Genomic DNA, 15,101 nt, shown 5'->3' on the forward strand with positions numbered 1-15,101 from the left:
CCGGTGAAGTCACGCGGTCGCTCATCTGCTGTTTCTCTCTCTCTTGCCATTGGGGCAATGGCGGCGTGCTGTCATCCGTCCGGAGCCAGGGCAGATACGCCTGTTGCCGGGGAGGCGACAGAACAGACCGTCTCTTACAAGGTCACGATTCAGCCGACCAAAAACGCTGACCTTGATGCCGCTATAAATGCATCCTCCCAGTTGCAATCTCTTCAGAACACGCATGCCGTTGGACCCTATGCGCTCGCTGGTCGTATCAGGTCAGATTATGACCGCGTGGATACGGCTCTGCAGTCTCAGGGGTATTATGCCGGGACGGTTACAATTCTTATCAAGACGGGAGCACGAGAGTTAGACGGACGTGATCCGGCCGTGCCGGACGTGCTGAACACTCTTCCCAAAGACGCCAAAGTCACCATCACGATTTCCGTCAGCAAGGGGAACCAGTTCCGCCTTGGAAAAATTATCCTGACGACACCGCCACCGAAAGCAGAACCTCAACCAGACGTTTCTGGCGCTCCGAAAACAGCGCCATCCCCCAAAGGAAGTGCGACCCCGGTCTCGAGTAAAGCTCAGACTGCCGACAAAATGGGAGCGGTTGATACCTCTGGGCAGGCTGCGGAGCAGGGAGTGCCGGTTGAGCTTACATCTGACGAACAGAAGGCCTTTAAGCTCAAGGCGGGCCAGCCTGCGATTGCTTCGGACGTTCTGGCTGCCCAGGGCAACCTGCTGACCCAGTTGCAGGAAGAGGGTTACGCCGTCGCGGATGTCTCTACGCCGCTGGCCTATCTCCAGCCGCATGATGAGACCCTTGATATTGTCTTCCGTGTGGGGAAAGGGCCGAAGGTTGTCATCGGTCCAATCGGGATGGATGACCTCAAGCGTGTGCATCAGTCCTTTCTGCGGCGGCGTCTGACGATCCGGGAAGGGCAGCTTTACCAGCCCTCCAAGATTGAAGCTGCCCGTCAGGATCTGGCAGCAGTCGGCGTGTTCTCTTCTGTTCAGGTGCATAATGCGCCGCCCATCATCACACTTCCCGCAAGCCAGACGCTCATGCCGGGCGTTCTTCAGGCCATGCCGGTCAATTTCAGCTTCAAGGAAGCAAAAAGACGCACTGTTGCAGTGCAGGCCGGGTACTCGACGGATCTCGGTGGGCGTGCCGGTGCAACCTGGACGCACCATAATCTGCTGGGCAATGCAGAGCAGCTCAAGCTCACAGCTCTCATTACGGGTCTTGGAGGATCAGCGCAGCAGGGGCTGGGCTATGACGTTTATGCGGACTTCAGCAAACCGGACTTCCTGCATAAGAACCAAAACCTGAGCCTGCGTGTCGAAGCTATTCGTCAGCTTCTGTACTCCTATCATCAGACCGCCTTCCTCATCCGTGGTGGCATCGGACGTCGTCTCGGCAAGTTCTGGTATGTGTCCGGCGGCCTGATGGGCATGCAGGAGCAGATCCAGCAGTTCGGCGATACCCGGAGCTACTTCATCGTATCGGCGCCTCTCAGTGCGGCCTACGATAGCACCCAGCTGGAAAATCCGATTGATCCGGCCACACACGGTGTTCGGGCCTCTCTGTCTGCCACACCTTCTGTGTCGCTGGAGAACGGAACATCGTTCTTCACACTACTGTCCGCGCAGGTCTCCACTTATTTCGATCTGGCCAAGATCGGCCTGACAAAACCTGGCAAGAGCGTTATCGCGGTTCGTGGAACTGTTGGGTCTGTGCAGGGCGCTTCGACGTATCAGATCCCGCCAGATCAACGGCTCTATGCGGGTGGACCGGCGACAGTGCGTGGCTTCCGATATCAGGGTGTAGGCCCGCAATACGGTCACACGAAATATGCGATCGGTGGCACCTCTCTGGATGCTGGGACAGTTGAGTTCAGGCAGAGATTGCCCATGAACCTCGGTCTGGCAGGGTTCGTGGATGCCGGACAGGTCGGCACAGGTTCCCGCCCCGGACAGGGAACACTTCGTGTGGGTTATGGCGGAGGGGTGCGCTATTTCACCCCTATCGGGCCAATTCGTGTCGATGTCGCGCTGCCGATGAACAGACCGGCCTATGGCGACAAATGGGAACTGTATATTGGTCTTGGAGAGACATTCTGATGCGCGCCCGCAGGATTATTCTCTGGATCGTCTCTCTTGTCATTGGCGTTCCGCTCGGGCTGGTTGTCCTGGCGCTCGTTGTCGTCCTTATCGGGATCAATATCGGTCCGGGCCAACGCCTGATTGAACAGAAGGTCAGTCCACTTACGGGTGGAATGGTGCAGATCTCCGGCCTGTCCGGTGCGCTTCCGCAGCATCTGAAGCTTGCGCGGCTTGCAGTGAAGGACAGCAAGGGCGTCTGGCTCGAACTGGATAACTTTGAACTTCGCTGGTCGCCCCTGTCCCTTGTGGGCATGGATGCACACGTCAAGGTTTTGAGCGCTGAGCGCCTCGCTCTTCTGCGCAAACCGATTTCTGACACAACGGCAGAGACGACTGAAACCCAAGCCAGTTCCAGCCCATCAAAGCTGAATATCCAGGTTGATCTGGATGCTCTGAAAGTCAGTCGGATCGAAATTGGTCCTGATTTCACGGGCAAGGCAACGCTGTTCAGCCTGAACGGTCACGCTCATATTGCGTCTATCGCGCCGTTCCTGAATGGCGTGACGATGCAGACACTGCCCAAGATAGACATCGCCCTGCAACTGGCCCGTCTGGATGCAGCCGGAGGACTTACGCTTTCAGCCCAGACGCCGAGAGATCGTTTGGCTCTCGCCGTTACCTTCAAGGAAGGTGTCAACGGCTTTGCAACCACACTCGGACAGCTTCCGCAGCTTGATCCTGTGGACATGCATCTGAACCTTGCAGGCCCCCGCACGGCGGCGGCCCTTGATTTCGGCCTGAGTGCTGGACCGATTACGGCATCTTCCACAGGGCAGATCAATCTCTACACCAACATCGCGAACCTGCACGTCAAGGCCAATGCCCCTGCAATGACGTTGAAGCCTGGCATTGGCTGGAATGCGATTGCCCTGAACACGGATCTACATGGTCCGCTCAAGGCTCCTGCCGGACAGGGGCTTCTGGATATTGATGCTCTGACTGCTGGCGGCGCATCCGTCGGCCATCTGCACGCGACGTTTGATGGCACGGAAGCCGCAAAGCCAGAAAATACCGTTGCACATCTGCAAGCTGCTCTGGATGGCCTGCGCATTCCCGGAAGCCAGCCAACACTTCTGGCTTCGGCGCCTCTGACACTGGATGTGACGGCTCATCCTCTGGCAGCGACACTTCCGGTTGTCGCCAAGATTGACCATCCTTTGATGCACGTCGCAGCCAATGTTGATGTCAAGCCAGCGGCCAAGGGCCATGTGACACTGGCGCTGCCAGATCTGCATCCTCTTGCCGCGATCGGAAGTACGGATCTGAGTGGTAGTGCGGCCCTTGCGGCTGACTTCGCCATGCCAGTGACCGATCATGATGATCTGACACTTGCGAGCTCAGGCACGATCTCTGTTACGGATGGTCAGCCACAGGCTCTCCATCTGATTGGCAAGGATGGTCATCTGGCGCTTCAGCTCAGCAAGTCATCCGCCAATGTTCTAACGGTGAAGAGCTTTGGTCTGGACGGTCAGGCGCTGCATCTTCTGGTGTCTGCCGTTGTTGATCTGGCGCATGGCAACACGATGCAAACCAAAGCAACGGTTGCTCTTCCTGATCTGCGGCAGGCCAGCCCGGCGCTTCTGGGCAACATGACCCTGACGGCAACCGCCGATGGCCCTACCGATGATCTGGCTGTCAAAGCAGGGCTTGAGGGTGAGTTCGGTACGAAGGATGTCGCCAAGGGCCCGGTCGCGCTGGATGCTGATTTCCAGCATTTGCCCGGCCGGCCGCAAGGTACCCTGACGGCACATGGAACACTGGATCATGCCCCGCTGGAGCTGGATACAGCTGTTCAGAAAACGGATGACGGTGCTTTCCATCTCGATCTGAACAAATTGAGTTGGAACAGCCTGACGGGGCAGGGAAAACTCCGCCTTCCGAATGGCGCCAAAGTGCCGCTGGGTGATCTGGACGTCAGCATCAAAAATCTTTCGGATTTCCAGCGACTGATCGGGCAGGCCATCAAAGGCCATCTGGCGCTGTCCATTCATACAACTGAACCGCAGGGCGCGCCTCCACAGGTTAAGCTGGGACTGGACGGTGCACTCGGTATGGCTCAGGCCAGTGTGCAGGCTCTCAATCTAAAAGGAACGATTTCCAACCCGATTGATGATCCTGCTCCAGATCTGGCGCTGGATCTAACGGGTGTCCGCTCTCAGGACATCACCGGCAAGGCTCATGCCACAGTCAAAGGTCCTCAGTCCGCCATGGCGGTGACCCTGAATGGCGCCTTTCAGAACGTCATGGGTTCTCCGGCCAATGTGGATACAGCTGTTCTGCTCAACCTGCCCAAGAAGACGGTGCGTGTGGACCGTCTGACGGCCATGGCCAAGGAAGAGTATATCCGACTGGGTGGCCCTGCGAATGTCTCTTTCGGAGATGTCATGGGGGTCGATCATCTGCGGGCGACACTGGCCCCACAAGGTGTTGCGCCAGCAACGATTGATATTGCCGGGTCCATCAAACCTCGTCTGGCTCTGACGGCGACAGTTGACCGACTGACGCCTGCCATAGCCAAGCCTTTTGCCCCCGAACTTGCTGCCAGTGGTGTCATTTCTGCGAAGGCCAATCTGGCGGGAACGATTGACGCTCCTACCGGGACTGTCGCGCTGACGGCGCATGGCTTGAAAATGCAGACAGGCCCCGCAGCATCACTGCCAGCAGCCGAAATTCTGGCCAATATCGGTCTGGCCGGAAAGACTGCCAAAGTTGATGTGACGCTTGGAGCAGGGCCGAAAGTTGCCTTGGCTGTCCGAGGGACGGCGCCTCTTTCCAAGGAAGGAGCAATTGCACTGGCGACAACAGGTCATGTCGATCTTTCTGTTGCCAATGGCGTGCTCGGTGCGAGTGGAATGGCGACGAAAGGGCAGGTTGGCATCAATCTGAACGTCGCCGGGACGGCCAGCCAGCCACGAGCGACGGGGCGTGTAGAGCTCCAGAACGTTTCATTTGACCACTATGCACAGGGCGTTCGTCTGACGGACATCAATGGTGCCGTTGTCGCTTCGGGCGATAGCCTCACGCTGGAGCATATTCTGGCTCACGCTGGGCCGGGAACGATCGCACTTGACGGTACGGTTGGAATTTTCCGTCCCGGTCTGCCGGTGGACATCAAGGTTATTTCCGACAAGGCCCGCCCTGTCTCAAGTGATCTTGTAACAGCCGTCATCAACACGGACCTGCACATCCACGGTCAGGCCACGACGCGTGTGGATGTGGATGGGAAGATTGTTCTACCAAGCGTGACGGTCAATATTCCAAACTCGATGCCAGCATCGGTCGCGCAGCTTGACGTAGTCCGGCCGGGGCAGAAGGCACCTGACAATACCAGCAGCCTCATCATCGGGCTGGGGATTGATGTAATTTCGCCGGGACAGTTTGTGGTCCAGGGGCATGGCCTGGATGCGGAAATGCAGGGCCGCTTGCATGTGCGCGGCACGAGTAGTGCCCCGTCCATTACAGGGGGGTTCGATCTCAAGCGGGGCAACTTCAATCTGGCCGGAATTAACCTGAACTTTACGCATGGTCGCGTCGCGTTCAACGGAACAGGCGTCAATCACAAGCTGGACCCGACACTGGATTTCCGCGCGGACCGTAATGCCAAGGGGACGCTCGCGAGCCTTCTTGTCACGGGTTATGCCAGTGCGCCGAAGATCGACTTCTCGTCTGTACCGACTCAGCCGCGCGATGAAGTCATGGCCATTCTGCTATTCGGAACGGATGCCCATTCACTTTCCACAACGCAGCTTGCAGAGCTTGCTGCCGCCGTCGCACAGCTTGCCGGCGGGTCATCATTCGATCCACTTGGGAAGGTGCGGAATGCCCTTGGTCTGGACCGACTGGCTGTCGGTGGGGGTGGTGGCGTTGATAACGGTGGGACCAGCGTGGAAGCGGGCAAGTACGTTATGAAGGGCGTGTATGTCGGCGCAAAACAGGCCACCTCTGGCTCCGGTACGCAGGCTCAGGTCCAGATTGATCTGACCAAGCGGCTGAAGCTCAATACGACAGTCGGGACGGGCGGCCAGGTGACAGGCTTCACCACGCCAGAGAACGATCCCGGCTCAAGTGTGGGTCTGTCTTACGGATTTGATTACTGAGCCTGAACAGCGTCTTCCAGAAGGGCCTTCACGCGGGTCACGACGTCCGACCATTCCCGGAAACGGGTCTGGCGGACGATCCGCATCTGTGGATACCACGGACTATCTTCGCGCTCGTGGAGCCAACGCCAGCAGTTGTTGAAACGGTCCATCATGATGACCGGTTTGCCTAACGCTCCAGCCAGATGAACCATGGACGTATCCACGGAGATGATCAGATCAAGGCAGGACACCAGGGCGGCTGTGTCGTCCATGTCCAGACACTGGGGCATGAAGTCCACCAGCGGGGCCGGGAAATCCAGGCATTGAAGCGCTGCGTCATCTTTCTGCAGGGAGTAGAATGTAACGCCCTCTACATCCGCGAGGGGTGCCAGCGCCGCAAGAGGCATTGACCGCTGACGGTCCACCATCTGCGCGCCAGTGTTTTCCGGGCGTGCGCCGCCGGCCCAGACCAGACCAACACGCAGGTTACGATCCGCCTTCAGGGATTTCTTCCACTGAGACGCCTTGCCAGGGTCAGCCGTCAGATAAGGCACGGGAGCGCCCATGGCGTCCGGTGTGGCCGAGAATGCGCGGGGAAGACTGATGAAGGGGCAGTGATAGTCAAAAGCAGGGGCCTCGCCGCCATGCTGAACAACGGCTACCCCTTCAACGCGACGGCACAGATCTGCCAGTGTTGAAGATCCCCAGATGTGCACAACTGCACCTGTTCGTGCCAGCGCAGGGATGTACCGAAGATACATCAACGTATCACCCAATCCTTCCTCTTGCGTGACGAGCACGCGCTTGCCCTGAAGATTGAGAGTCGGGGAAATGTTGGGCAGGAGGGTGTCTTTGGGCAGGTTGGTGTGCCCGGGGACGCCAAAACGCCACTCATGTTCTGTCCATCCTTGCGCCATCCGGCCACTCTTGAGCATGGCAATAGAGTGATTCAGTCGAAGCGCAGGTTCCTGAGGGGCAAGCGGTATAGTCTCTCGATAGACATTTGCCGCTTCCTGCAGCCGACCTATGTTGTTCAGGATCGCGGCTGTATTGCAGCCGATCTTCCAGTCTTCCGGATGCTTGCGGCGGAGGTCAGCCATGATGGAGAGTGCTTCGTCAAAGCGGCCCTGTTCCGTCAAGTTCATGACCAGAAGATTGAGCGTTCCCTTCTCATTAGGGCGTCTTCGCAGGCTATCGCGGAAGGCCACATCTGCTTCGTCGAAGCGTCCCAGATGCATGAGAATAGTACCATAGGCATCCAGAAGACGTGTGTCTTGCGGGGAAAGGCGACGGCATTCCTTGATAAGCAGGAGCAGATCAGCCCGGCGACGAAGGGAAGCTGCTTCCTCAATGAGGGCAGTGATGGCATGGCCGCCGAAAGGCTTGCTCGCGGCTTCAAGTTCTATTGCAGCCTGCGCATACTGAGCGGAACGGAAAAAAGCACGCCCCTTCGCCAGATGAACAGCATCACTCGGGGGGAGTGGCCCCAGAATGTCCAGTGCCTGCTTCGGATTGCCTGCCTGTATGGCATTTTCAGCGCGGGTGAGGGCCTCACCGTCCGTCGTGGAAGTACTTTGGCTAGCTGTCACAGTGTTTATCCTGAAACAGGTTCAGCCATCTCCCGAAGTGCTTTCAGAATGGCTGCAAGCGAATAAGGCTTGGAGATAAAGCGGGCCAGAGCCGGATTGTCAGAGGCTTCATCCCGCCGAAGGTCCCCATGACCACTAATGTAAATCACGGGGAGATCAGGCCATTTTTCTCTGGCCTGATGGCTGAGGCTCATGCCGTCGCCATCAGGAAGAGACATATCTGCCACGAGAGCATCAAGGCTGCTTTCAGCGGAAATACAGGCAATGGCTTCCGCGCAGTTACTGGCTTCCCTCACTGTAATCCCACTGTCTTGCAGAAACTCCACAAGACAGGTCCGGATCAGAAAATCATCTTCAATGATGAGAACAGTGAGGGAAGATGTCATAAATTACGAGGACCAGTTCTTTTCAAAGTCACCATACAACGTCAGGCCGCCATCAACAAAGAGGGTTTGACCCGTGATGTAGGTGCTGTCTTCGGCGGCCAGGAATGTGACGGCATCCGCGATCTCACGTCCTTCGCCCGGGCGCTTCATCGGAATGTGGTCAGCCACGTTCTTGTACTGCTCTGGATCGTTGATCCAGGACATGTTGATCGGCGTCACGATTGCACCTGGTGCGACTGCATTCACGCGGATGCCTCGGCTTGCATATTCCAGAGCCAGCGTGCGGACGATGTTGCCCACGGCGCCCTTGGAGGCGGAATAACCGAGATAATGAGGCTTCGGGATGATCTGGTGCACAGAGGAGTTCACGATGATCGCGCCCTGAATGCCGTTTTCGAGCCAGTACTTGATGGCTTCGCGGCAGGGCAGCATCACGCCCGTCACATTGACGGCCATCACGCCTTCAAAGTCTTCCAGCTTGATGTCTTCAGACGGGGAGGGGATCTGATAGCCTGCATTGCAAACCAGCACATCCAGTCCACCCATGGCCTCAATGCTTTCACGCATCAGGCGGCGGACGTCTTCTTCCTTGGAGATGTCACCCGTGGCGATCGGGTGTTCACCGCCAGAAACCTTCGGAAGCTTGTCGCGGACAGCAATCAACTTGTCTTCCTTGCGGCCATTCAGCGCAACCTGAGCGCCTTCTTCTGCAAAGCGTAAGGCTGTTGCCTCACCAATACCTTGGGACGCACCCGTAACGAGTACTTTCTTGCCGGCGAAACGATTGCTGTAAGGGGCGGGCATAGGTCCTCACCTCTCCTTGAACGTCAGTGATTTAAAAATGGGATAGGGCATCCAGGAGGGGCCTTCCGTGTCGCCAACGCGGAAACGGCCTGAAGGATGCTTTTCAAACTGTGATGTTTTCGTAATTACGCGAAGACATCACAGAATTCTGGAAGGCTCAGGCGGCCTTCATGGTCTTGGTCAGGCTCTCAAGGACCGTTGCGGGGTCCGTATTTTCGAGAACGGCAACTTCCGCGACAAAGCGCTCCTGTGCAGCTTCGAAAAGCTTACGCTCAGAGAAGCTACCATCAAGGCTGTCGACGTTACGACGCAGGTCACGAAGAACTTCCGCAATCTGGATCAGATCACCGGAGTTGATCTTTTCCTGATAGGCGACAGCACGACGGGCCCACATGCCTTTGCTGACATGCGGCTTGCCCTTGATGACCGTCATCGCCTTGTCCACGATATCCCGCGTGACGATCTTGCGGAGGCCAGCCTTACGGGCCTTCGCAAGCGGAATGCGGAGCATCATCTGATTGCCGGGGAACGAGATCTGGATCATCTCGATCATGGTATCGGCCACTTCGACCATACCAATCTTTTCCACGCGGCCTACGCCATGTGCGGCATAGACGATGGAGTCACCTTCGCTGAACGGGTCAGTGCCGTGTTCAGGGTCGGTTTGACGGGCGGTGTACTTGGCTGCGGCACGAGCCATTTCGTCGGTCATGCCGCCCTTCGGGGGGGTCTTGAAGGTGTTCATAGCCACGGATGATACCAGAAAAACCCCCTCCTGTCCTGCACTATCATGTCCAATCAGGGCTGAACGCCGTGCTTGGACTGAATGATGCCAGGAGCAGGCTCTCCAATCGGCTGAAGCAGGTCACGTTCGATTGTCCGCGCCATCGTGTGCATCGGGAGGGCATGAACGCTGGCAATAAACGGCTCCTGCAGGTCACGACCACTGCGATCCAGCATCTGGAACAGAAGCCCGATGACACTGGAACCAAGCGGCGTAATCCACCCCAGGGTCTGCACCGCAGAAAGCGGCAGAATGATGCAGAAAAGATGCGTCGCGATTTCAGGAATGACCGAATACTGCACCGGGAGCGGCGTATTGCGGATACGCTCAAGGCCGCCCTGCGCATTGGCGATATCAGACAGGATGCGATCCACGGTGCCATGGACGGCGCCGTCAATATTCTTGAGAGCCACTTCCTGCTGTACACCAAGGCCAATTTCGTAAAGCAGGGCGTTGGCCGTGTTGGAGCAGGCGAAGACTTTTTCACGGATGTTGGACGGAAGGAGGCGATCTACTTCCTCGCCCGTCTTGTCGCCACGCAGAGCTGCGCGCAGGACGTGCGGGTAGGCTGCCATCAATCTGGCCAGGTCAGGTCGCCCGCCGAGGAGGGATGCAGCCTCACGGCCAAACGACCGGCAGTTGTTCGTGATGGAGCCCCAGAGGGTTCGTCCTTCCCACCACCGGGCATAGGCCGCGTTGTTGCGCATGCCCAGAAAAATGGCCAGTGCAGAGCCCATGAGAGAAATTGGCAGCGCTGGCTGGTCCATCCACTCCTGATGATAGATCTGGAAGAGAATGACGACCACGAGGTCCCAGAGCGCCAGAATCAGAAGAGGTGGCAAGGACTCTCTGAAAAGAATGGCTAGCCCGTGTTGGCGATTGACGATCAAGCCTGTGCTCCTTGCCTGAAAACGGTATGGCCGGTGAAACTAACCGTGAAAAGTGTGACCGGCCAACACCAAAAGATGTCCACTCTCTTGCACTCTTTTGCCACTCGAACCGGAAAAGAAACCTTTCAAGCGTCAAGTGTCAGGGCAGGAGAAGAGTGTAAAGCGTAACGCGGCTCTTGCGTCCCGTTTCCCTCATGAGACACTTTGTACACATATATCAGGGAGCCAGTTCAGATGGATGTCATCGCCGCGATTGCCTTTGAGGCCGGAAAGCCTCTTGAAATTGACACCGTGCAGCTTGAAGGCCCGAAAACGGGTGAAGTTCTGGTCGAGATCAAGGCGACTGGTCTGTGTCATACGGACAAGTACACGCTGTCCGGTCAGGACCCTGAGGGCCTCTTTCCGGCCATTCTTGGGCATGAGGGTGCGGGCATCGTCCGGGAAGTGGGGCCAGGCGTCAAACATCTGAAGCCGGGCGACCACGTCATACCGCTTTACACGCCGGAATGCCGTGAGTGCCCGTCCTGCCTGTCTCGCAAGACCAATCTGTGTACGTCCATCCGCTCCACACAGGGCAAGGGCGTCATGCCGGATGGGACATCCCGGTTTTCATACAAGGGCCAGCCCATCCATCACTATATGGGGTGCTCGACCTTCGCGAATTTTACGGTTCTTCCGGAAATTTCGCTTGCGAAAATCCGTCCTGACGCTCCGTTCGACAAGGTCTGCTACATCGGTTGCGGTGTCACGACGGGTCTCGGGGCAGTCATGTTCACGGCGAAGGTGGAGCCGGGATCGACTGTCGCGGTGTTTGGGCTTGGCGGGATTGGCCTGAATGTCATTCAGGGCGCCAAGATGGTCGGGGCGACACGCATCATCGGTATTGACGTCAATCCGGCCCGGGAGCAGATGGCCCGCGAGTTCGGTATGACGGATTTCGTTAACCCCAAGGACCTGGGCCCGAACGGTGATCTGGTGGGGCATCTGGTTGAGATGACCGGCGGCGGCGCCGACTACACGTTCGAATGTGTGGGGAATGTCACCCTCATGCGGCAGGCTCTGGAAAGTGCTCATCGTGGCTGGGGTGTGTCTTGCGTGATCGGGGTGGCCGGGGCAGGGCAGGAAATCAGCACGCGCCCATTCCAGCTTGTGACGGGTCGCCGCTGGATCGGTTCAGCCTTCGGTGGGGCGAGAGGCCGCACAGATGTTCCCAAGATTGTAGACTGGTACATGGAGGGACGGATCGACATTGATTCCCTCATCACCCACAAACTCAAGCTCTCCGAAATCAATCACGGTTTTGACCTCATGACGCGCGGCGAGAGCATCCGCAGCGTCGTGGAGTATTGAGCATGACTGATGTTGAGACGCTGGGGCAGCATGCCTGTTGTGGCGGGTCTGTCCGTTTTCTAAGGCATCAGTCGGCTGAGCTGGGCGTGCCTGCAACTTTTGGGATTTTTCTGCCCAAAGAGGCTCTGGCAGGCGAAAAGGTTCCGGTTATCCATGTTCTCGGCGGTCTGACCTGTACGCATGAGACTTTTCTCATCAAGTCCAATGCCGTGCGTTTCGCAGCGGAACACGGCATTGCGCTTGTGGCGCCTGATACGTCTCCGCGGAACACCGGAACAGCCGGGGAAGATGATGAATATGACTTGGGAACCGGGGCTGGGTTCTACGTGGATGCAACGCACGCGCCATGGAGTGCCCATTACCGGATGGAGAGCTACATCCGGAAGGAACTTCCCGCTCTGACCGAAAGCCTGTTTCCGCTGGATGGAAATCGGCGCGGAATCATGGGCCATTCCATGGGCGGCATGGGAGCTCTCAATCAAGCTCTAAACCATCCGGAATTCTGGAAAACAGTTTCAGCCCTCGCGCCCATCTGTCATCCCAGCGTTATTCCCTGGGGGCGAAAAGCCTTTGATGCCTATTTCGGCGGAGACCCTGCGAAGTGGAAGGAATGTGATCCCACGCTTTTACTGCGGAGCGGGCATAAGCATCCAACGTCAATTCTCGTGGATCAGGGGCTTCAGGATCAGTATCTCGCTGACCTCCGTCCGGACGCCCTTGTCGAAGCCGCAAAAGAATGTGGGCAAGAGCTGGAAATGCGCCGGCATGACGACAGTGACCATTCCTACTGGTTTATCCAGACCGTCATTGCTGATCATCTGAGCCATCACGCCAAAGGACTGAAGGCATGAGACGTCTTGTAGTTGCCGCCCTGCTTGTTCTGGGGGGCTGCGTCTCGTCGCAGGCCCCTGTCGGGCCAGCCCTGACGCCGGTCACGCATGCAGATTTTAGCCACGATACACTGGCCCTGACCTGGCAGCCCGGCTTTTGTGCAACGGGCGGAGGATGCCTCACGGGGCAACCTCATAACCATCTGATCGGGCTGCATGGGCTCTGGGCATCCGAGCCGCATGCTCTGGAAGCGCAGGCGGTGCCGGTGCAGCAGTGGTGGATAAAGGGGTGCGATATTTATGACCATGACGATGCGCCGCCAAAGCTTCAGCCTGCCACTGAGAGTGCGCTGGCAAGCGTGGTGCCACACCTCAAGCACCCGCTGCATGTGCATGAATATACCAAGCATGCGCGTTGTTTCGGATATGACGCTGACAAGTTCTTCGTTACGTCCATGATCCTGCGGGATCGTTTTGCGTCTTCAGCCTATGGGCAGTGGCTCGCACAGCATAGCGGCTTCCAGGTGAAGAAAGACGATCTGCTGTCGATGTTCGTGCAACTCACTGGTGTTCGGGAGGAAAGAGCGCTTCAGTTTCAGTGTGAGCCTGACCACGAGGGGCGCGTTGTCCTGACGCAGTTCTGGTTCACTCTGGACCCGAAGAAGCTTTCAGTCTTTCCGGGGAATGGTGCTTATCTCTCGTCCCCGCAGGTGCAGGACAATTGCCCGGCAACGTTCATGATGCCGGGTTGGCCGCTGCCGGGAGCAGCGGTGCCAGTTAACGTCAGTCAGTGACCGTATAGTTCTTTGGTACTGATTTCGGGCTGTGCGGTGTCGCGCAGCCCGTCTGGTGTAACGCCATGATAAAAACAGCTGCGACGCCCGGTGTGGCAGGCGACGCCAGTCTGATCCACAATCATCAGGACGGCATCCATGTCACAGTCCAGACGAGCTTCAAGAAGATGCTGCTGCTGGCCTGACGTTTCGCCTTTGCGCCAGAGAGACTGTCGGCTCCGGGACCAGTAACATACACGCCCCGTCAAAAGTGTTTCACGCAGAGCATCCGCATTCATCCACGCAAGCATGAGAATGACGCCTTTCGTGTCCTGCGCGATGGCGGAAATCAGACCATTCGCATCGAACTTCGTCTGGCTGACAATGTCATCGACGATGGCGGGGGCAGGCGGGGTATAAGTCACGAACGCATCTCCAGAGGGAACCAGTCAGGCCACACAACGGAGACCGGTTTGCCCTCAAAAGCAAGGTCTGGCGACAGCCACGCTTCACGTCGGAGGAGGGCCAGAGCGTGCGATCCATGGCGCGAGCGCAATTCACCGACCTCTTTGTCACCCATCGTGAGAATGCCACCTGTTTCTGGAAATGTCCCGTCTTTCACCGTGACTGGCAGGATGCGACGGCGGAGAAGGCCACGATAATGGGTGCGCGCCGTCAACTCCTGCCCCATGTAGCAGCCTTTCTTCCATGACACGCCGTGCAGCAGGTCCAGATTGGCTTCGAGTGCGAGTGTTTTTTCGCTCTCGAAATCGTCCGTGTCTGGAAGGCCAAGAGCGAGGCGTCGGTCCAGCCAGTCATGGCCCTGTGTGGGTTCGACAGGTGATTGGGAGACAATCGCGCGCCATCCGGCATTCTCGCAGCGCGGGTCGGGCGCGGAGCAGAGCGCTTCAGATGGTACCGTGTCAGTGGCGCCAACAATGACATGCAGCTCTGTCAGTTCGATTTTGACATCCGCGCGCAGACGAAAGCGGGACAGCTTTTTGGCCAGCATTCCTGCATGCTCTGATGGACAGTCCATCAGGATGCGGTCGCCATCGGTGAAGAGAAAAAACTCGCTTAGCCATCTGCCCTGCGGCGTCAGAAGGGCACTCCAGACGGCCTTGTCAGGGGCCAGTGTCTGAACGTCATTCGTGATCAGCCCTTGCAGGAATGAGGCTCGGTCAGCGCCTGAAAAGGTCAGAACAGAGCGGCGGGGGAGCAGTTCAATCATGGAAGGCACCAGGGCATGCGTGAATGAAAGGCGAGGCAGACATGCAGACGGATGATATGCTGCCGTTTGGAGGCGAATGAAAGAGGACTTGTACGATACGGATTAAGATGCCTCTTTGTACAGAGCAAGAATTGACGAAAGTTTATTGGAAGCAGGCAAAAAACCTGCGGGTTCGAGCGTTCGTTCAGTGTCGTATGGGTTGCGGCAGATGAATGGGCAGGAGATATTGTC

The 15,101-nt window shown here is 57.5% G+C and carries 12 protein-coding genes; 5 read left to right on the forward strand and 7 right to left on the reverse strand.

Going from position 1 to position 15,101, the window contains the following annotated elements; translation table 11 throughout:
* Nucleotides 1-3 precede the first annotated feature (3 nt).
* Nucleotides 4-2,112, forward strand: coding sequence for an autotransporter assembly complex family protein (locus tag KP702_RS03480; protein WP_202206661.1), 2,109 nt, complete (start codon nt 4-6; stop codon nt 2,110-2,112).
* Nucleotides 2,112-6,251: a translocation/assembly module TamB domain-containing protein gene (locus KP702_RS03485; protein ID WP_215768499.1), complete on the forward strand. Its 4,140-nt coding sequence runs from the start codon at nt 2,112-2,114 to the stop codon at nt 6,249-6,251. Before KP702_RS03480 ends, KP702_RS03485 begins: the two co-directional genes overlap by 1 nt.
* On the opposite strand, the gene KP702_RS16445 is transcribed toward KP702_RS03485, so the two are convergent.
* From KP702_RS16445 to KP702_RS03510, 5 genes are all read right to left on the reverse strand, one after another.
* Nucleotides 6,245-7,822 carry a tetratricopeptide repeat protein gene (locus tag KP702_RS16445; protein ID WP_202206663.1) on the reverse strand — a complete coding sequence of 526 codons (1,578 nt, stop codon included), beginning with the start codon at nt 7,820-7,822 and terminating at the stop codon, nt 6,245-6,247. The genes KP702_RS03485 and KP702_RS16445 overlap by 7 nt on opposite strands.
* A gap of 5 nt (nt 7,823-7,827) precedes the next feature.
* Nucleotides 7,828-8,208 (reverse strand): response regulator, encoded by a 381-nt coding sequence (locus KP702_RS03495; RefSeq protein WP_202206664.1) that lies wholly within the window; start codon nt 8,206-8,208, stop codon nt 7,828-7,830.
* Between the two features lie 3 nt (nt 8,209-8,211).
* Nucleotides 8,212-9,012 (reverse strand): SDR family NAD(P)-dependent oxidoreductase, encoded by an 801-nt coding sequence (locus KP702_RS03500; RefSeq protein ID WP_064274068.1) that lies wholly within the window; start codon nt 9,010-9,012, stop codon nt 8,212-8,214.
* 157 nt (nt 9,013-9,169) lie between these two features.
* Nucleotides 9,170-9,757, reverse strand: a complete 588-nt coding sequence (locus tag KP702_RS03505; RefSeq protein WP_046899564.1) for a CarD family transcriptional regulator — start codon at nt 9,755-9,757, stop codon at nt 9,170-9,172.
* Between the two features lie 53 nt (nt 9,758-9,810).
* Nucleotides 9,811-10,686, reverse strand: coding sequence for a bestrophin family ion channel (locus KP702_RS03510; RefSeq protein ID WP_215768500.1), 876 nt, complete (start codon nt 10,684-10,686; stop codon nt 9,811-9,813).
* A gap of 234 nt (nt 10,687-10,920) precedes the next feature.
* On the opposite strand from KP702_RS03510, the gene KP702_RS03515 reads away from it, so the two are divergent.
* Genes KP702_RS03515 through KP702_RS03525 form a run of 3 tightly spaced genes read left to right on the forward strand, consistent with a single transcriptional unit; the run spans nt 10,921 to nt 13,660 of the window.
* Entirely contained in the window at nt 10,921-12,036 is a 1,116-nt protein-coding gene (locus KP702_RS03515) for an S-(hydroxymethyl)glutathione dehydrogenase/class III alcohol dehydrogenase (protein WP_046899562.1), read from the forward strand.
* Between the two features lie 2 nt (nt 12,037-12,038).
* Nucleotides 12,039-12,887: an S-formylglutathione hydrolase gene (gene fghA / locus KP702_RS03520; RefSeq protein ID WP_202206665.1), complete on the forward strand. Its 849-nt coding sequence runs from the start codon at nt 12,039-12,041 to the stop codon at nt 12,885-12,887.
* Nucleotides 12,884-13,660: a ribonuclease T2 family protein gene (locus KP702_RS03525; protein WP_202206666.1), complete on the forward strand. Its 777-nt coding sequence runs from the start codon at nt 12,884-12,886 to the stop codon at nt 13,658-13,660. Before fghA ends, KP702_RS03525 begins: the two co-directional genes overlap by 4 nt.
* Here KP702_RS03525 and hisI read toward each other — a convergent pair.
* Both hisI and KP702_RS03535 read right to left on the reverse strand, forming a co-directional pair.
* Entirely contained in the window at nt 13,654-14,064 is a 411-nt protein-coding gene (gene hisI / locus KP702_RS03530) for a phosphoribosyl-AMP cyclohydrolase (RefSeq protein ID WP_202206667.1), read from the reverse strand. The genes KP702_RS03525 and hisI overlap by 7 nt on opposite strands.
* The gene (locus tag KP702_RS03535; protein ID WP_202206668.1) at nt 14,061-14,870 is read right to left on the reverse strand and encodes a folate-binding protein YgfZ; all 810 of its coding nucleotides are present in this window, start codon (nt 14,868-14,870) and stop codon (nt 14,061-14,063) included. Before KP702_RS03535 ends, hisI begins: the two co-directional genes overlap by 4 nt.
* Between the last annotated feature and the right edge of the window lie 231 nt (nt 14,871-15,101).

The sequence above is a fragment of the Gluconobacter sp. P5B12 genome (assembly GCF_018812035.1).
In the GTDB taxonomy this organism is placed as follows: Bacteria; Pseudomonadota; Alphaproteobacteria; order Acetobacterales; family Acetobacteraceae; genus Gluconobacter.